Genomic DNA, 18,741 nt, shown 5'->3' on the forward strand with positions numbered 1-18,741 from the left:
GTCGGCTCACGGCTCACCACACGTCGATGCGGCGGCCGGTCAGCGCGGTGACGCCGATGCGGACCCAGACGTCACGCTCACCACCGGCCCAGGGGGCGCTGTAGGCCCGTTCGGCGAGGCTGCGTACGGCGTCGGGGCCGGTCACGGTCTCGGCGACGCCCCGCACCACGACGCTCCAGCCCTGGCTGAGCGCGTCGTCCACGCGGTCGACCTCGAAGGCCACCTCGCGGCCGATCCCCTGGAGGGCGGCGGTGCCCGGCTGGGTCCGGAAGACGACGGCGTCGTCGACGACGCTGTAGTTGACGGGAACGACGAGCGGGGCCGCGTCGGTGGACACCGCGATCCTGCCCACGCCGTGGGTCGACAGCAGCCGGCGGCATTCCTGTTCGTCCAGTTCGGTCAGGCGGGGCGCCCGGGCGGCGTGCCCGAGGCCCGGCGGCAGGTCCACGTGGCCGCCGCCCAGTTCCGCGGGGTCGGTCCGCAGCGCCCCGGCCAGTCTGAGCAGGGTCCCGGCCTCCGGCGCTGCGGTGCTGTGCCGCTCCAGGTGCGCCAGGTAGCTCGGGGCCATGCCCGCCCTGAACGCCAGCTCCTCCAAGGTGAGGCCCAGTTCCGTCCGCCGCCGTTCGATGCGGCGTCCGAGGTCGCCCTGTGCGGGACGGCCCGCGGGGGCGTGTTCCGGTGCGCTCCGCTCGGCCATGGCTCCTCACTTCCCGGGCTGCGGTCGTCCTTCCCGGAACGGCCCGCGGCCCACGTCCGATGTCGCCCCGTCCGGCCACCAGGACCGGTCCCCGCGAACCGGGCCGCCCGGCCACCCCCGCCCCCGGCTGCCCGGAGGGGCGGGGCTCCTGCTGCTGCCGAACGGGTCGCGCCGCCGGTTTGCGTCGTCCGGCGCAACCGCCTTTCTTCCCGGGTGCCAGGCGCCCCGGCACGGGACTCCACTGCCACCGTGACACGCGCCGGCGGCCCCGTGGAAGGGCCGTTCCGCCCCCGCCCGGGGACCTTCGCCCGCGGGTGGCGCCCGTTCGGCCCCGTGCGGGCCCCGGTACGCGGCGGTCCGGCCCTCCCGGCGGTGCGCGGCTCCCTGCGACCGGGCCGTTCGGCCCACCGGCAAGGACCGGCGGCCCGTGGCGCCGGGCGCCGCAGGGCCGGAGGCTGGAGGCGGCAGCCACCTCACAGCACTCGTCCGGCCGGCAGCGGCGGGCGCGGAAGGAGACGGACCGATGACCTCCACCACCACCCTGACCGCGGCCCTCCCGTCCGCTCACCGCGAGCGGCTCATGCACCTCGCCCGCGAGGTCTCCTTCCCCGTCGGGGCCCGCCTCTTCGAGGAAGGCCGGCGAGCCGACCGTTTCTGGATCGTGCGGACGGGGACCGTCGCCCTCGACCTGCGCGTGCCCGGTCGTCGTGCCGCCGTGATCGACACCCTCGGGCACGGCGAACTGGTCGGGTGGTCATGGCACTTCGAGCCGGGCCTCTGGCAGCTGGGCGCCGAGGCCACCAGCCCGGTGCGCGCCTACGAGTTCGACGCCGAGGCCGTGCGGGCGGTGTGCGCGGGCGACGCGGACTTCGGCCGGGCCGTCGCGGTGTGGGTGGGCCGCGTGGTGGCCCACCGGCTGCAGGCCGCCCGCATCCGACTGCTCGACCTCTACGCCCCCTACGGCAGCGGCAGCCGGTGCTGACCGGCCGGCGCGACGCCGTGCCGGTGTGCGGCGTCGCGGCCGAACGCACAGAACGGCCTGTCGACATACGTGACCCGTGCGCTCCTGCGCTGCCTGGCAGCACCACGCGACCCGATCCTCTTCGGGGGCGTCACCCCGCGACGGTGGCCGCGTCCGGACCCGAGCGTGACCGGCTGACCGAGCGCATCGCCGTGCTGATCCGCGACCGTGACGCGGCCGCCGGCCACCTCACCGGGCTCCGACGGCGCGCGCCGATCCGCCGCGCGCCGCGGCGGCCGCGTCCGTCACCGTGCGGGCGGACGGCCGGCCGGGGGGCCGTCTCGTCGTCCGCGGGGTCTCAGGGCGCCGCTTCCTGCAGGGGCGCGTGCCAGACGAGCCTGGTCCCCCCGTCGCCGCCGCCGGTGAGCTCCATGTCCCCGCCCAGCTTCCGCGCCCGCTCGGCCATGTTGCGCAGACCGCTGCGGCGGCCGCCGGCCGGGACGCCGACGCCGTTGTCGGTCACCGTGAGGCGGACCTCGTCGCCGTCGGTCTGCAGGACCACGTCGGCGCGGTCGGCGCGGGCGTGCCGGGCGATGTTGGCGAGGGACTCGGAGAGGACGGCGACGACGTGGTCGGCGGTCTCCTGCGGCACGTGGGTGTCGAGCAGGCCCTCCATCCGGACGCTGGGGGCGAAGCCCAGCACCGGTGCCGCCTCGCCGACCGCCCGTACCGCCCGGGCGCGCAGTCCGGGGGCCGCGTCGTCGTCGCGGGCGCGCAGGCCGAAGATGGTCGACCGGATGATCTTGATGGTGGCGTCCAGGTCGTCCACGGCCCGCGACACCCGCTCCGCGGCCTCGGCGTGCTGGATGAACCGGCCCGCGCTCTGCAGCGTCATCCCGGTGGCGAACAGCCGCTGGATGGCCAGGTCGTGCAGGTCCCGGGCGATCCGGTCACGATCCTCCAGCACCGCGATCTGCTCGGCGTCCCGGCGGCGCTCCGCGAGTTCCATGGCGACGGCGGCCTGGCCGGCGAAGACCTCCAGCAACCGCGTCTCCCGTTCGGAGAAGCCGCTCGCGCCGCTCTCCCGGGCGAGCAGGACGACCCCCCGGACCCGGTCCCCGCTGCCGATGGGGACCGCCACCGCCGGGCCGAGGCCCGCGAACCGCGGCGGCCCGGCCGTGACCCGCGCGTCGTGCTCCACGTCCGGGCTGCTGACCGGCGTGCCCTCGGCGAAGGCCCGTCCGGTCAGGGTGCCCTCCACGGGCAGCACCAGGCCGCGGTGGGCCTCCGCGCCCCGGCCGATGGCGAGTTCCACGGCGAGGGTGGCGGTGTTCCTCATCGGTATGGCGACCACGGCAAGGGCCGCCCCGGAGATGTCCCGCGTCCGTTCGGCGATCAGTCCGAGGACCTCCTGCTGCGCGGCGCCCGACATCAGGCTCCTGGTGATCTCCGCGTTGGCCTCCAGCCAGCGCTCGCGCAGCCGCGACTCCTCGTACAGGCGGGCGTTGTCGATGGCGACGCCCGCCGCGACGGCCAGCGTGGACAGCACCGACTCGTCGTCCTCGTCGAACTGCAGCCCGCCCCGCTTCTCCGTCAGGTAGAGATTGCCGAAGACCTGGTCCCGCACCCGGATCGGGACACCGAGGAAGCTGTTCATCGGCGGATGGTTCGGCGGGAACCCGTACGACGCGGCGTGCTCGGAGAGCTTCGCCAGCCGCAGCGGCTCGGGACGCCGGATCAGTTCGCCGAGAATGCCGTGGCCCTCGGGGAACGGCCCGATGCGGGCGATCTCCTCGTCGCCGACGCCGACGGTGATGAACTGCGACAGCCGCCTGCCGTCCGGGCCGATCACGCCGAGCGCCGCGTACTCCGCGTCGACCAGCACCGCGGCGGCCTCCACGATGCTGCGGAGGGCCTGCTCCAGGTCCAGCTCGCGGCCGACGGCGAGCACCGCCTCCAGCAGGCTGCGCACCCGGTCCTGCGTGCCGCGCGCCGCGTCCAGCCGGGCCTGCAACTCCTCCAGCAGCTCGTCCAGCCTCAGCTGGGGCAGCCGCACGCGTGCCCCGCGATCGCCTTCGGAGCTTCCCACTGCGTGCCTCCCGGCCCCCGTGCCCTGTGTGCGGTCGTCCCGCTCGGGTCTCACCGCTTCTCACCGCTTGTCACCGTATCGGGGCCTGGCACGGGGCGCGGAACGGACCCCGGCGGGCGGCGGCCCGGCGGGCGCGGCGGTGCGTCCCGCCCGCCGCCGCCCCGTGCACGCCGCTCACCGCCGTGTGCGCGCCGGTGGCGCGACCCGTGCGGGCGGGTGTCTCAGCGGGCTTCGCCGCGCAGCCGGTCCTGTGCCTGGGCGGCGATGACGGCGGCCTGGACGCGGCGCTCGACGCCGAGCTTGGCGAGCAGACGGGAGATGTGGTTCTTCACCGTCTTCTCGGCCAGGTACAGCCGCCCGCCGATCTGCCGGTTGGTGAGGCCCTCGCCGATCAGCGCGAGGATCTGCCGCTCCCGCTCGGTCAGGCCCGGCAGGACGTCCGGTTCGGCCTCCTGCCGCCCGCCGCGCAGCCGGGCCAGGAGCCGGGTGGTGGCGCTGGGGTCCAGCAGCGACTGGCCCCGGGCGACGGTGCGCACGGCCGTGACCAGGTCGGAGCCCTGGATCTGCTTCAGCACGTACCCGGAGGCGCCCGCCATGACCGAGTCGAGCAGGGCCTCCTCGTCGTCGAAGGAGGTCAGCATCAGGCAGGCCAGCTCCGGCATGCCCGAGCGCAGCTCGCGGCACACGGTCACCCCGTCGCCGTCCGGCAGCCGCACGTCGAGGACCGCCACGTCGGGCCGCAGCGCGGGCACCCGCACCAGGGCCTGCTCGACCGTGGCGGCCTCACCGACCACCGCGATGTCCGGCTCGTCGTCCAGCAGGTCGCGCACCCCGCGCCGTACCACCTCGTGGTCGTCGAGGAGGAAGACCCGGATCGGATCGCCGGGGCCGGCCTGCTCGCGCACCACCATGAATCACTCCTTGCGACGTGTCGGGTCCTCAAGGAGATGCTGCCCCGTGCCACGCCCGCGGACCAGGGCCGTTCGGCCCTGGTCCGCCGCGCCTGCGCAGGCCGAGCCGGTCCCGGGCGCCCGCAGCCGGGGCTGTTCAGCCGTCCCAGGTCCAGTCCGCGACCTCCGGCAGGTCCGTCCCGTGCTCGCGGATCCACACCTCGTGGCGCTGCCGGGTGTCCGCCATGCGCTGGCGCACGGCCGCCGCCCGGACCGCCAGCCCGGGGACGCGGTCGATGACGTCCATGACCAGGCGGTAGCGGTCCAGGTCGTTGCGGACCACCATGTCGAACGGCGTGGTGGTGGTGCCGATCTCCTTGTAGCCGCGGACGTGCAGGTGCCGGTGCCCGGTGCGCCGGTAGGCCAGGCGGTGGATCAGCCAGGGGTAGCCGTGGTAGGCGAAGATCACCGGCTTGTCCGCGGTGAACAGGCCGTCGTACTCGGAGTCGCTCATGCCGTGCGGGTGTTCCTCACCCGGCAGCAGGCGGGCGAGGTCGACGACGTTCACGACCCGCACCGCGAGCCCGGGCAGATGACGGCGGAGCAACTGGGCGGCGGCGAGCACCTCCTGGGTGGGGACGTCGCCCGCGCAGGCCAGCACCGCGTCGGGTTCGCGCGTGCCGTCCTCGGTGCCGGCCCACTCCCAGATGCCGGCGCCGCGGGCGCAGTGCACCTCGGCCTCCTCCATCGACAGCCAGTCGAAGCAGGGCTGTTTGCCGGCGACGACGACGTTGACGTAGTCGCGGCTGCGCAGCACGTGGCCGGCCACCGACAGCAGGGTGTTGGCGTCCGGCGGCAGGTAGACCCGCACCACTTCCGGGCTCTTGTTCAGCACGTGGTCGACGAAGCCGGGGTCCTGGTGCGAGAAGCCGTTGTGGTCCTGGCGCCACACGTGGGAGGTGAGGAGGTAGTTGAGGGAGGCGATGGGGGCGCGCCAGGGCAGCCGGCGGGTGGTGCGCAGCCACTTGATGTGCTGGTTGACCATCGAGTCGACGATGTGGACGAACGCCTCGTAGCAGGAGAACAGCCCGTGCCGGCCGGTCAGCAGGTATCCCTCAAGCCAGCCCTGGCAGGTGTGTTCGGAGAGGATCTCCATCACCCGGCCGTGCCGGTCGAGGTGCTCGTCGATCGGGAGGGTGCCGGCCTGCCAGGCTTTGCCGCTGGCCGCGTAGACGGCCTGGAGGCGGTTCGAGGCGGTCTCGTCGGGGCCGACGAGGCGGAAGTCGCGCCGGTCCTCGGTGGCCGCCATGACGTCCCTGAGCAGGTCGCCCAGCACCCGGGTCGGCTCGTGCAGGCTCGCGCCGGGTCCGCCGACGTCGACGGCGTAGCGTTCGAGCGGGGGCAGGGGCAGCTCGCGCAGCAGCAGTCCGCCGTTGGCGTGCGGGTTGGCGCCGAGCCGGCGGCTGCCCTGCGGTACGCAGGCGAGCACGTCGGCGCGCGGAGCACCGTGTTCGTCGAACAGCTCCTCGGGCCGGTAGGAGCGCATCCACTGCTCCAGCCGGCGCAGGTGGTCGGGGTTGTCGCGCACGGCGGCCAGCGGCACCTGGTGGGCGCGCCAGGTGCCCTCGACCGGCAGTCCGTCGACCTCGGCGGGGCCGGTCCAGCCCTTGGGAGTGCGCAGCACGATCACGGGCCAGCGGGGGCGGTCGGTGACGCCGTCCTCGCGGGCGGCGCGCTGCAGGGCGGCGATGCGGTCGACTGCGGTGTCCATCGCCTCGGCCATCATGCGGTGGACGGCGGCCGGGTCGTCGCCGGCGACGTGGATCGGTTCGTGGCCGTAGCCCCTGAGGAGGTCGTCCAGTTCGGCCTGGGGCAGGCGGGCCGGCACCGTCGGGTTGGCGATCTTGTAGCCGTTCAGGTGCAGGACGGGCAGCACCGCGCCGTCGTGGACCGGGTCGAGGAACTTGTTCGAGTGCCAGGAGGCGGCCAGCGGGCCGGTCTCCGCCTCGCCGTCGCCGATCACGCAGGTGACGAGGAGGTCGGGGTTGTCGAGGGCGGCGCCGTAGGCGTGGGACAGGGAGTAGCCGAGTTCGCCGCCCTCGTGGATCGAGCCCGGGGTCTCCGGGGCGACGTGGCTGGGCACCCCGCCGGGGAAGGAGAACTGCCGGAACAGCCGGGCCATGCCGGCCGCGTCCCGGGTGATGTCCGGGTACGTCTCGGTGTACGACCCCTCCAGCCAGGAGTTCGCCAGGACGGCGGGCCCGCCGTGGCCGGGACCCCAGATGCACACGGCGTCCAGGCCGCGGGCCTCGACGACGCGGTTGAGGTGGGTGTGGACCAGGTTCAGGCCGGGTGAGGTGCCCCAGTGGCCGAGCAGCCGCGGCTTGACGTGTTCGGGGCGCAGCGGCTCGGTCAGCAGGGGGTTGGCCATGAGGTAGATCTGGCCCACGGAGAGGTAGTTCGCGGCACGCCAGTGGGCATCCAGGGTGGCGAGTTCCTCGTCCGTGAGTCCGGCGGGCGCCTGTCGGGGGGTGGGGGACATCGGGGTCCTTCCGGATCGGGCGGGCGGTCGGGATGCAGCGGGTGCCGGGGCACGCACACCACCCTCCGGCGGACCGGCGGGTACCCGGCAGGGCCGTTCGGGCCACGTCCCCGGGCCGGCCGGCAGGACCGGTTCACGGCGGGAGGCTCACCCCGTACAGGCTCCGGCCTGCGGCCAGCTCGCGCCCGGTGACCAGCTCCGGATGGATGCGCACGAACACCTCCTCGGGGGACGGCGCCCAGGAGCGCGGGCCGGTCCGGGCCAACCGCTGCCGTTCCACCGGGTCGGTGACCACGGCCGCCAGGCCGGTGACGACGACGCTCCACCCCGAGTGGGTGACCACGTCGACCTCGTCCGCCTCGAAGGCGACCACCGACCGGTCGACCGCACGGGCGAGCTCGGAGGCCGCGGAGGTGCGCAGCAGGACCGCGCCGTCGCGGTCCAGGCGGAAGTTGACCGGGAGCACGGCGGGCAGGGCGTGACGCGTGTGGACGATCCGGCCCACCGGTGTCTTCGTCAGCAGACGGAGGCACTCGTCGCGGCCGAGCTCTCGGAATCCGTCGTTCGCATACATGGCCAGTCCGTCTTTCGCCGGTGGAGCGGTGCCGCTCCATCGTCGGCGGGGCACCGGCCGCGCACGAGGGCCGCGGGTCCCTGTCCTCCCGGCAAGCGGCCCTGTTCGCCGGTGCGGGCCGGGTCCCCGGGCGGATGCGGCGCGGGGGCGCGGGCTGGGCGGGCGCGGCGGTGGGCGGGCGCGGGTGGGCGGGTGCGGCGGTGGGCGGGCGCGGCGGCCGGCGGGGCGCGGCGGCCGGTGGGGCGCGGCGGCCGGCGGGGCGAGACTGTCGGCGGGCCGAGGCGACGTAGGGGGCCGGTCCGCGCGCCGGGGCGGGCCGGGTGCTCGCCGTCCCGGGGGCGGGGCGAGCCGTGCTCGCCGCCGTCGGACGGCCCGGCCCGTCCGGTCAGGGACCTGCCCGGATCCGCCGCCGGCGTCAGGGTCCGTCGTGGGGCGCTGCCGTGTGCGGCGGTGCGACGCGCGCCGCCGGTCCGGGCTCGGTCATGTCCAGCAGGAGCAGGGCGTCGTGGTCCGGGGTGCCGGGTTCCGCGGTGTAGACGCCCAGGCGCTGGCCGGGGGTGCCCTCCAGGTGCATCACCTGGGAGGTGAGGGTGACGGTGCCGACGCGGGGGTGGCGGAAGGTCTTCCGCGCGGGCTTGCGGCCGGTCACCTCGTAGCGTTCCCAGAGCCCGGCGAAGTCGGGGCTCTTGACGAGGAGTTCGCCGACGAGACCGGTCAGGTCGGGCGCGTCGGGCGCGGTGCCGGCGACGGCGCGCAGACGGGCCACGCAGCCGGTGACCTGGCGGTCCCAGTCCGGGAACAGTCCACGGGCCGCCGGGTGCAGGAAGAGGTAGCGGGCCAGGTTGCGTCGTCCGGTCGGCCACTCGTCCAGGCCCGCGTACAGGGCGAGGCCGCCGGGGTTCCAGGCCAGCACGTCCATGCTGCGGCTGAGCACATAGGCCGGGTGGGGGCGCATCGACTCCAGCAGGAGCCGCACGTGCGGGCCCACCGTACGGCTGGGGGCGGGCGGCGGCTCGGGGGCGTAGCGGGCGGCGCGCGCGGCCAGCTCGCGCAGATGCTGGTGCTCCTGTTCGTCCAGCCGCAGCGCGCGGGCGAGCGCGTCGAGGACGGAGGGGCTGGGGCGGGTCTCCTTGCCGCGTTCCAGGCGCACGTAGTAGTCGATGCTGATGCCCGCCAGGGTGGCCAGCTCCTCCCGGCGCAGCCCCGGGGTGCGGCGCAGTCCGGGGCCGACCGTGAGGCCGGCCTGCTGCGGGCTGGTCCGGGTGCGGCGGGCGCGCAGGAAGCGGCCCAGTTCCGCGCCCTCGCTGGTGGTGCGGGTGCGCTCGGGTGCCATGGCTCGAGTGTCCCACCGCGCCGGCCTGCGCAGCCCGTCTGTGGGGGGCCCTGTCAATACCCCCGAAGGGCCCGGCCTGCCGGGGCGCCCGGAACCGCGCGAGGGTGGACGGGCCGGGTCGGCCGGACCGGCGCCGGGCCCCGTGCTGCGGGGCGGCGCCGGCCGCGCCTGCCCGGCGCCGTCACCGGGTGCCCCGTCGTACAGCGGCGGGCCGGCGCCCGGCCCACGGCGACCAGTCCCCCTCTCCCCGCCGGACCGGCGGAACACACAGCGGAACAGGAGCTGCCTCTCATGCGTGCCACCGTGATGTACGGAGCCGGAGACGTTCGGGTCGAGGAGCGTCCCGACCCGGTGGTCCAGCGGCCCACCGACGCCGTCGTCCGCACCGTCCTGGCGTGCGTGTGCGGCAGCGACCTGTGGCCGTACGGGTCCATGCCCGCCACCGGCGCCGGCCGCCCGATGGGGCACGAGTTCCTCGGTGTGGTCGAGGAGACCGGCTCCGCGGTGTCCGCCGTGAAGGCCGGTGACCTGGTCGTCGCTCCGTTCACGTACTGCGACAACACCTGCGACCGCTGCGCGCGCGGCCTGCACTTCTCCTGCCGGCACGGCGGGCGGTACGGCTTCGACGGCGTGGACGGCGGGCAGGGCGAGGCGGTGCGCGTCCCCCAGGCCGACGGCACCCTGGTCAAACTGCCGGCCGGCGTCGACGCCGGGCTGCTGCCCTCGCTGCTGACCCTGTCGGACGTGATGGGCACCGGGCACCACGGCGCCGTCACCGCGGGTGTCGGCCGGGGCGACTGCGTGCTGGTCGTCGGGGACGGCGCGGTGGGTCTGTGCGCGGTCCTCGCCGCGCGGCGGCTGGGGGCAGGGCGGATCGTCCTCATGGGCCGGCACGAGGCGCGCACCGGCCTGGGCCGCGAGTTCGGCGCCACCGATGTGATCGCCGAGCGCGGTGCGGAGGGCGTCGCCCGGGTGCGCGAGCTGACCGGAGGCGACGGGGTCGCCAAGGTCATCGAGGCCGTCGGCACCCGGCAGGCGCTGGAGACCGCCCTGACCGCGGTCGCCGACGGCGGCACCGTCAGCCGTCTGGGCGTGCCGCAGTACGAGGAAGGCCCCGTGGGCCGGTCCATGGTCCTGCGGAACGTCACCCTCACCGGCGGTGCCAGCCCGGCCCGCGCGTACATCGAGGAGCTGATGCCGGACGTGCTGGACGGCTCCATCGCACCGGGCCGCGTCTTCGACCGGAGCTACTCCCTGGAGCAGGCCCCGGACGCCTACCGGGCCATGGCCGAGCGCCGCGTCATCAAGGCGCTCATCACCTTCTGAGCGGCCGGTCCCGCAACGGGCCGCTGGACTGGTACTCCAGTACGGTCTCGCAACCTGTTCCTTGGGTTCGGCGGATCGTCGTCGGTAGTGGCTGCGTCGGGCCGTGGTGCGAGTAGGCAGCGGATCTCCGGGACGGCCAGCGCGATCAGTTCGTGGCTGCGGTGGGGTGGTTCGGATCGGTGACCCGGTCCGGGGCCGCGCTGGCGGCGTTCACACAACGCCCGATGATCACGCGGCAACCGTGGCTGTGGCCCTCCGGGCCCCCCGCAAGATCTCGGACTGAGGTGTCAGGAGCGATCGAACAGTCTGACTACGCTCTGCGGCGCTTCCTGGCCGAAGAACACCTTCAGGTTCTGTGCCGAGCGTCCGGCGGAGTCGCTGCTGCGCGGGAACAGCCGCTCTTCGTAGGCAGCGAGCGCGGCCTCGATGTCGGGTTGCTCCACCAACTCGTTCGCCAGGTCCGCACCGTCGAACATGGCGAGGTTCGCGCCCTCGCCGGCGAAAGGGGACATCAGATGCGCGGCGTCGCCGACGAGCGTCACGCCGGGTGACCTGTCCCATGTGAGTCCGACAGGAAGCGCGTGGATGGGCCGGAGCCACGGTTCCGCGTCGCTCTCCGTCACCAAGGCGGTGAGCAGGGGCGACCAGCCGTCGAATTCGCCGGCGAGCCGGCGGAGGCCCGCAGCCGGGTCACCGAAGTCGATCGACCTCATCCACTCCTCGGGCTTGTTCAGCGCCACGTACCCGCGCACATGCCCGTCGGCGTAGCGGTGGGCGATGATGCCTTTGCCCGGCGCGACCGCCATCAGCGTGCCGCTGCCGATCGCGGCCACGCTCGCCTGAGCGTCATGGGCACCTGCGCTGAGAGCGATCTCGATGAAGCAGGTGCCGCTGTAGAGAGGCTTGGCGGGCGTGAGCAGTGGACGCACCTTCGACCAGGCGCCGTCCGCGCCGACGGTGATGTCGGCACGCGTGGTGGAACCATCTGCGAAGGTGAGGTCGTGACCGCCTTCCGGGCGGTGTCGGATCGAAGCGAGTTTGTGCCCCCACCTGATCGTCCCGGGCGCCAGCGAGTCGATGAACAGCTGCCGCAGTTCGCCGCGATCCACCTCTGGACGGGTCGAACCGGGATCCGCGGGCTGGTCGAACAGGACCGTGCCGTGGCGGTCGACCACGCGCTTGGCGTCCTCGCCCGGGCGGACGAGCGTGCGGAACTCGTCGTACAGACCGGCTGCGCGAACCGCGACCTGTCCGGTCTCTTCGTGGATGTCGAGCAGGCCGCCCTGCGTGCGGGTCGTCGCCGAGGCCTCGGCCTCGTAGATCGTCGCGGCGACGCCGTGGAGTTGCAGCACCCGGGCGAGCGTCAGCCCGCCCAGTCCCGCTCCGACGATGGCGATGGTCTTCTGCATGCAGCGCTCCTCGATTGCGCCGGCACCGGCCGACGACGGTCTTTGCCGGCGGACGAGATGTCCGGCTCCGGCCAGGAGACGCTCAACGATGAGAACCATCTGCATCGATGTACGGGCGATGTCCGGCGGCGAACCCCCGGAACTTCGCTTTTCGCGACGCTGTGACTATAACCCGGGATCCGCTTCGCAGAAGCCGGGGCCCGGTGGGCTGCGACGCACCGCACAGGCCGGGCGTGCCGTGGCCGGATGCGTCGGGGCGCCGGTGGCGCCGGGCGGGCGGCCAGGACCGCCCTCAGGGGTGCGGCGCGGTGTCGCGATCGCGCATGAGCTGCCCGGCACGGCCGCCGCCGGGCGGGGCGGCGGGCAGGCGGCCGAGGACTGCGGTGACCGCCGGCGGTGCGCGGCGGCGCGCCCGGCCGGGGCCGGCCGCCGCGGCGGCCGGCCCGACGAGCCGGCCCGACGAGCCGGACTGGGGCGGGGTCGTGGCGGCGTCCACGGTGATGACGGCGCCGGTGGGCCGGTGTTCCTCGTCCTCGTGCAGCGGCGCCTGGTCTGCGGGCCGGGCGGAGCGGTCGTGGACCGACGCCCGGCGCCGTCCGGAGCCGTCCCGCGCCGTCGCCGGCGCCGGACGGCGCGGAAGGACACCGCCCGGGCACCCCGGCGGCGAACGCACGGCCGGGGCGCCCGGGCGGCCTGGGGGGCCATGGCCGTTCAGCGTCTGCGGCCCCGGGCCGGCCAGCCGCTCCCCACGCCCGCGAGGTGCAGCGCGAGCAGGGTGAGACCGATGAGCATGATGTTCGTCGAGGTGAACGTGTCGTTGGTCGAGATGTCGGCCGCGTTGATCAGGAAGGCGATGAAGAACAGAACCGCCGAGACGATGGACAGCAAGGTGCCGATCCCTCCGATGCCGTGGGGTGTCAAGTCCGGTGCACTGCGCTTGCCCCTCGGCGGGCCGGACACACCCGGCGCGTCCCTCAGTCGTCGTTGGGCACGACCTTCAGCACCTTTCCTCGGGGGTCCGCCTGCAGATAGCCGGTCTGGCCGTAGGAGTTGCTGAGGTACACGGACATGCCGGCGGGTGTGCCGAAGACCTTGTTCGGGGGATTCACCAGCAGGTAGCGGGAGGTGACGTCGTCGACGTTCAGTTTCCTCTCGCCCTCGCGCAGCAGCGCGGGCAGCGCGTCCCAGTCGAACTCGTCCAGGGTGAGGGGCGTCGTACTGCTCAGCGTGCCGCTGATGATGCCCTTCCGCACCCCCTGGCCGGCACGGTAGGTGTAACTGTCGTACTTGCTGTCGCTGCCGTTCACCATGAGGTCGGCGGTGACGTACTCCGGATACACGCTCAGGCGGCCGAAACGGTGCCGCCCGGTCTCCTTCTCGAAGGCGGCGACAGCGGTGCGGATGCCCGCCGGGGTCAGGAAATCCGTGTCACCGGTCCGCTCCTGTCCCGCGGGGGAGGCGGAGGAACCCGAACGCTCCCCCGACGGCGGCCTCGTGGCCGGACCGGCGGAGGCCGAGGGCCCGGTGCCGCCGGAGCGCCGGCCGGACCCGTCCGGCCACAGCGTCCAGGCGAGGCTGCCGGCGAGGACCGCCGCCGCGACGGGCACGGCCGCCGTCGCCCAGGGCCGGCGCCGGCCGGGGCGCACGGGCAGGGTCGTGGACGCGGGGCGCGCGTCCTTGCCCCCGGAGGCCACCGTGGGGGCGGGGCGGGCGTCGTACGGCCCCGCGGGCATTGCGGGCGCCGGACCGAACCCGGGCGCCGTGGGGCCGGAACCGGGAACCGGAGCGGCCGGGCCGGAGGCCGCAGCCGGTGCGGCCGGGCCGGGACCGGGAGCCCCGGGACCGGGAGCCGGTGCGGCCGCCTGGGACGACGCCGAACCGGCGGCCGGTGCGGCGGGCGGGGGCGACAGCCGGTAGGAGGTGGGCGGCCCGGCCGCGCCGGCCGCGGTGTCCAGCATCCGCGCCAGCTCCGCCGCGCCCGGCCGGGCCGCGGGGTCGCGGACGAGGACCCGGAGCAGAACGTCCTTCAGCCCACCGGCCCGCACCGGTGGCGGGATCTCTTCGCTCAGGACGGCGGCGAGCGTCGCGAGCGTCGTGCCCCGGCGCAGCGGATGACGGCCCTCCACAGCGGTGTAGAGCATCATGCCCAGCGACCACAGGTCCGAGGCGGGGCCACCGCCGTCGCCCGAGACGCGCTCCGGAGCCATGTAGTCCGGTGTGCCGATGACCGACCCGGTGGCGGTGAGGGCGGTGGACTCGCGGATCGCCGCGATCCCGAAGTCGGTGAGGACCGGACGCCCGTCGGGACGCAGCAGCACATTGGCCGGTTTCACGTCCCGGTGCTGGATGCCGGCCTCGTGCGCCGCGCGCAGGGCGGCCAGCACCTCCCGGCCCAGCAGCGCGGCCTCCCGCGGGTCCATGGGCCCGCGGGCGAGGCGGTCGGCCAGGGAGCCTCCGGTGACGAGTTCCATGACGAGCCAGGGGTAGGTGCCCGGGCCGCCGTCCACGATGTGATGGATGGTCACCACGTTGGGGTGGTCGACCCGGGCCAGGGCACGCGCCTCCCGCAGCACCCGCTCCCGCAGCATCCGTGCGGCCTCCGGGTCGTACTCGGCGAGGTCCGGATCGGGCGGCCGCACCTCCTTGACGGCCACGTTGCGGTGCAGCACCAGATCCCGGGCCAGCCACACCATGCCCATCCCGCCGCCGCCGAGCCGTTTCTCCAGCTCGAACCGCCCGTCGACAACCCTTCTGCCACCGCTGCCGCTGACCGCTTCGCTCATGCGCGGGAGCTTAGTTGTCCCGGCCGGCGGCGCCCGCACGGGCCCGGGGAGCCGCCCGGCCGGACCCACCGCGCTCTCTTGACGCGCCCGGTCAACTCTCGTACGTTGCGACCGCATTGTCGATTTGAAACGTTTCAATCGCCGCGCCTCCGTCGGCCTGCGTCTCCTCCGGCCGACCGTCCGCTCCGCCGCCGTCCGCCCGGCCGGCCGGTCCCCTCCCCGTCCGCCGCGCAGCCCAGCAGGCCGCTTGCCCCGCTCCCCCGACCCGCGTGAAGGAGTCCTCCGTTGTCCAGTCGGACCACTCCCCCCTCCCCCGGCTCACCCGCCCCCCGCGACCCGTCCCCGCTCAGCCGGCGGGACTTCCTCGGCACGGGATCGGCGCTGGCGGCGGGCGCTCTCGCCGCCGCGGGCGTCGGCGGGTTCCCCGGCTCCGCGGAGGCGTCCGCCGGCGCCCCGCCCGCCGGTCCCGTCGCCCTGTCCCCGGCGCGCTGGATCCGGTATCCGGACGGCGGTCCGGGCAGCGACGCCCCCGCCGGACACCGCTTCTTCCGCAGGACGTTCACCGTCGCGGACGGGGAGGTGAGCGAGGCTCAGCTCGTCGTCACCGGCGACGACACGGTCGACGTGTGGCTCAACGGCAAGCCGCTGGCGGGATCGCCCAGGACGGCGCGGTCCTGGCGCACCGCCCTCTACGTGGACCTGCGGTCCGAGGTGAGACCCGGCGCCAACACCCTCGCGCTGGCGAGCCGGAACCTGGGCGGCCCGGCCGGTGTCCTCGGCCGGGTGCGCGTCGTCACCTCCGGCGGCACGACCGACGTCGTCACCGACGCCCGCTGGTCGGCGGGCAAGGAGGTGCGCGACGGATGGGAGCAGCCCGGCTTCGAGGACGGCGGCTGGCCGGCGGCCCGGGACCTCGGCGCCTACGGGACGGCTCCCTGGCACACCGGGGTCGCCGCTCCCGACCTCGCGGCGGCCTCGCCGCTGCGCGTCGCCGCGTGCACCGTGGAGCACCGCGCCGTGCCTCTCGGAGTCGACGCCGCACGGCCGCGGTTCGGCTGGAAGCTCGGCTCGGCGGCACCTGGGCAGCGGCAGGCCGGGTACCGGATCCGGGTGTCGTCCACGGCCGACGGCGCCGGTGACTTGTGGGACAGCGGCCGGGTGCCGTCCGACCGGCAGACCGGCATCCCCTACGCCGGGAAGCAGTTGACCAGCCTGACGCGCTGCTTCTGGCGCGTGCGCGTCTGGGACGCCCAGGGCCGGGCGAGCGCGTGGAGCGCACCGCAGTGGTTCGAGACCGGGCTGCTGTCGCCGGCCGAGGAGTGGCGCGCCGCGTTCATCGGCCGGCCGCCGGGACCGGACCTGTCGGACGCCGCGTGGATCTGGTACCCCGAGGGCGATCCCGGGGCAGGACGGCCCGTGGAGACCCGGTGCTTCCGGCGCACCTTCGCGCTGACCGGTGCGCCGGCCGCCGCGACCCTGGTCGTCACCGGTGACGACACCGCGGACGTCTGGGTCAACGGGACCCTGGTGAGCGCCTCGCCCCGGGTGACCGACGCGTGGCGCAGCGCCGCCCTGGTCGACGTCACCGCCCACCTCACCGGCGGCCGCAACACGGTCGCGATCGCCTGCCGCAACACCAGCGAGTCCCCGGCGGGGCTGATCGCCAAGCTGACCGTGGCGGGCGGCCCGACCGTGGTCACGGACGCGGCGTGGAAGGCGTACGGCCAGGCGCCGTCCGGCTGGCAGGCCCCCGGTCACGACGACGGCGACTGGCCGGCGGCGCGGGTCGTCGCGCCGTACGGCGGTGGGCCGTGGGGAACCGGCGTGCGCGTCGCCGGGCCCGCTCCGCTGCTGCGCACGAGCTTCACCGTGCGCCGGCCGGTGGCCTCCGCCCGGCTGCTGACGACCGCGCTCGGTCTGCACGAGACCCGGCTCAACGGCCGGAAGGTCGGCGGCGACGTGCTGGCTCCCGGCTGGACCGACTACACCAAGCGCCTGCAGTACCGGGTCCACGATGTCACCACGCGGATCCGGCAGGGCGCGAACGCGCTCGGCGCCTGGCTGGGCAACGGCTGGTACTCGGGCAGCCTGGGTTTCGCCGGCAGCCGGCGGTACGGCTCTCAGCCGTGGTACTCCGCGCAGTTGCTCATCACCTTCACCGACGGCACCACCCAGCGGGTGACGACGGACGACGGCTGGAGGACCACGACCGGCGCGATCACCGCGGACGACCTGTACGACGGCGAGTCCTACGACGCCCGTCTGGCCGTCCACGGCTGGGACCTCCCCGGCTTCGACGACAGCGGCTGGACCGCCGCCGCCGTCCGCGACGCGGCCTCGCCCCGCCTGGTCGCGCAGGTCGACAACGGCGTCGCCGTGCGGCACGAGTTCCGGCCGCGGCGGATCACCCAGCCGGAACCGGGGGTGTGGATCTTCGATCTGGGGCAGAACTTCACCGGCTGGAACCGCATCGCGCTGCGGGGCGACGCGGGCACCACGGTCACCGTCCGGCACGCCGAGGTCCTGAACCCGGACGGCACCCTCTACACCGCCAACCTGCGCGCCGCCCGGGCCACGGACCGGTTCACGCTCGCGGGCACCGGGGACGTCGAGACGTACGAGCCCCGGTTCACCGTCCACGGCTACCGGTACGTCGAACTCAGCGGGCTGCCGGACGGCTTCCGGCCCGACGCCGGCACGGTCACCGGCCGGGCGGTGTGGACCGACGCCGCGCAGCCGGGCACGTTCCGGACCTCCGACCCGCTGCTGAACCGGCTGCAGCACGCCATCGTGTGGGGCGAACGCAGCAACATGCTCTCGATCCCCACCGACTGCCCCCAGCGCGACGAGCGGCTGGGCTGGACGGGCGACATCGCCGCGTTCTGCGCGACCTCCACCTTCAACCTGGACACCCACGCCTTCCTCGCCAAGTTCACCGACGACCTGACCGACGCCCAGCAGGCCGACGGGGCCTTCACCGATGTCGCGCCCGCGGTGATCGACGGCTCCGGCGCGGCGGGCTGGGGCGACGCGGGCACGATCGTCCCGTACACGCTGTGGCAGCGTTTCGGCGACCTCGCGGTCGTCGACCGGCACTTCCCGGCCATGGCGAAATGGGTCGACTACCTGCGCGCCACCGCCGGCGGCGACCTGATCCGCGACCGGCGGACGTTCGGGGACTGGCTCAACGTCGGCGACGACACCGCGCACGATCTGATCTCCACGGCCTACTTCGCCCGGTCGGCCCGTCTGGTCTCGCGCATGGCCGAGGCCACGGGCCGTGCCGCCGAGGCCGCGTCGTACGGGCGGCTCGCCGACCAGGTGGCGGCGGCCTTCAGCGCCCGCTTCGTCACCGGCGACGGCACCGTCCGCGGCGACACCCAGACCGGTTACGTGCTCGCCCTGGCCTTCGGCCTGCTCCCCGCGTCCCTGGTCCAGCCCGCCGCGGACAAACTGGCCGCCAGGGTCGCCGCCGCCGGCGGGCATCTGAGCGTGGGCTTCCTCGGCGTCGAGAACCTGCTGCCCGTGCTGGCCGCCCACGGCCACGCCGACACCGCCTACCGGGTCCTGCTGCAGCGCGGCTTCCCCGGCTGGGGCTACATGATCGAGCACGGCGCCACCACGGTCTGGGAACGCTGGGACGGCATCCGTCCCGACGGCTCGTTCAACGACCCCGGCATGAACTCCTTCAACCACTACGGGCTCGGCTCGGTCGGCGACTTCCTCTACCAACACGTCGGCGGCCTCGGGCCCGCGAGTCCCGGTTACGCCTCCCTGCGCGTCGCACCCCGGCCCGGCGGCGGGCTGACCGGCGCCGAGAGCACCTACGAGACCCCGTACGGCACGGCGGCGAGCGTCTGGTCGGTGTCCGGCTCCCGGCTCACCCTGCGGGTCACCGTGCCCGTCAACACCGTCGCCGAGGTCACGGTCCCCACCTCACGGCCGGGGGCGGTCTCCGCCCCCGCGCATGCCGTCCCTGCGGGCCCGGCGACGTACCACCTGCCGTCCGGCAGTCACACCTTCACCGCGCCGGTCTGACCGGACGGCGACCGCGCCCGGCCCCGGGCTCGGTCGCCGGACGGGCGTGCCCGGCGCGGCGCCGGAAGGGCTTCGGTGCCGTGCGGCGGGTCGACGGTG

At 74.9% G+C, this 18,741-nt stretch carries 12 protein-coding genes; 3 read left to right on the forward strand and 9 right to left on the reverse strand.

Annotation, left to right across the window (positions count from 1 at the left end; translation table 11 throughout):
- Positions 1-13: 13 nt before the first annotated feature.
- A complete protein-coding gene (locus tag ABZ261_RS11125; protein WP_356857672.1) occupies positions 14-697 on the reverse strand; it encodes a pyridoxamine 5'-phosphate oxidase family protein in 684 nt (227 codons plus the stop codon).
- Positions 698-1,220: 523 nt separating this feature from the next.
- Here ABZ261_RS11125 and ABZ261_RS11130 point away from each other — a divergent pair.
- Entirely contained in the window at positions 1,221-1,679 is a 459-nt protein-coding gene (locus ABZ261_RS11130; RefSeq protein WP_356857674.1) for a cyclic nucleotide-binding domain-containing protein, read from the forward strand.
- Between the two features lie 337 nt (positions 1,680-2,016).
- Here ABZ261_RS11130 and ABZ261_RS11135 read toward each other — a convergent pair whose 3' ends face one another.
- The 5 genes from ABZ261_RS11135 to ABZ261_RS11155 all read right to left on the reverse strand — a co-directional run bounded on the left by ABZ261_RS11135 (position 2,017) and on the right by ABZ261_RS11155 (position 9,086).
- On the reverse strand, positions 2,017-3,747 hold the full coding sequence (locus tag ABZ261_RS11135) for a GAF domain-containing protein (RefSeq protein ID WP_356857676.1): 1,731 nt from the start codon (positions 3,745-3,747) through the stop codon (positions 2,017-2,019).
- Positions 3,748-3,968: 221 nt separating this feature from the next.
- Entirely contained in the window at positions 3,969-4,658 is a 690-nt protein-coding gene (locus ABZ261_RS11140; RefSeq protein ID WP_356857678.1) for a response regulator transcription factor, read from the reverse strand.
- 136 nt (positions 4,659-4,794) lie between these two features.
- A complete protein-coding gene (locus ABZ261_RS11145) occupies positions 4,795-7,179 on the reverse strand; it encodes a phosphoketolase family protein (RefSeq protein WP_356857680.1) in 2,385 nt (794 codons plus the stop codon).
- A gap of 133 nt (positions 7,180-7,312) precedes the next feature.
- Entirely contained in the window at positions 7,313-7,753 is a 441-nt protein-coding gene (locus ABZ261_RS11150) for a pyridoxamine 5'-phosphate oxidase family protein (protein WP_356857682.1), read from the reverse strand.
- A 415-nt stretch (positions 7,754-8,168) separates the two neighbouring features.
- Positions 8,169-9,086 carry a helix-turn-helix transcriptional regulator gene (locus tag ABZ261_RS11155; RefSeq protein ID WP_356857684.1) on the reverse strand — a complete coding sequence of 306 codons (918 nt, stop codon included), beginning with the start codon at positions 9,084-9,086 and terminating at the stop codon, positions 8,169-8,171.
- Between the two features lie 291 nt (positions 9,087-9,377).
- On the opposite strand from ABZ261_RS11155, the gene ABZ261_RS11160 reads away from it, so the two are divergent.
- Positions 9,378-10,412 (forward strand): alcohol dehydrogenase catalytic domain-containing protein, encoded by a 1,035-nt coding sequence (locus tag ABZ261_RS11160; RefSeq protein ID WP_356857686.1) that lies wholly within the window; start codon positions 9,378-9,380, stop codon positions 10,410-10,412.
- Between the two features lie 287 nt (positions 10,413-10,699).
- Here ABZ261_RS11160 and ABZ261_RS11165 read toward each other — a convergent pair whose 3' ends face one another.
- The 3 genes from ABZ261_RS11165 to ABZ261_RS11175 form a co-directional block, all read right to left on the reverse strand.
- Positions 10,700-11,821 (reverse strand): NAD(P)/FAD-dependent oxidoreductase, encoded by a 1,122-nt coding sequence (locus ABZ261_RS11165; RefSeq protein ID WP_356857688.1) that lies wholly within the window; start codon positions 11,819-11,821, stop codon positions 10,700-10,702.
- 711 nt (positions 11,822-12,532) lie between these two features.
- Positions 12,533-12,709 (reverse strand): hypothetical protein, encoded by a 177-nt coding sequence (locus ABZ261_RS11170; RefSeq protein WP_356857690.1) that lies wholly within the window; start codon positions 12,707-12,709, stop codon positions 12,533-12,535.
- Between the two features lie 86 nt (positions 12,710-12,795).
- A complete protein-coding gene (locus ABZ261_RS11175; RefSeq protein WP_356857692.1) occupies positions 12,796-14,604 on the reverse strand; it encodes a protein kinase in 1,809 nt (602 codons plus the stop codon).
- 285 nt (positions 14,605-14,889) lie between these two features.
- On the opposite strand from ABZ261_RS11175, the gene ABZ261_RS11180 reads away from it, so the two are divergent.
- Positions 14,890-18,642 carry a family 78 glycoside hydrolase catalytic domain gene (locus ABZ261_RS11180; RefSeq protein WP_356857694.1) on the forward strand — a complete coding sequence of 1,251 codons (3,753 nt, stop codon included), beginning with the start codon at positions 14,890-14,892 and terminating at the stop codon, positions 18,640-18,642.
- Positions 18,643-18,741 lie beyond the last annotated feature (99 nt).

Source organism: Streptomyces sp. NPDC006193, assembly GCF_040613915.1.
In the GTDB taxonomy this organism is placed as follows: Bacteria; Actinomycetota; Actinomycetes; order Streptomycetales; family Streptomycetaceae; genus Streptomyces.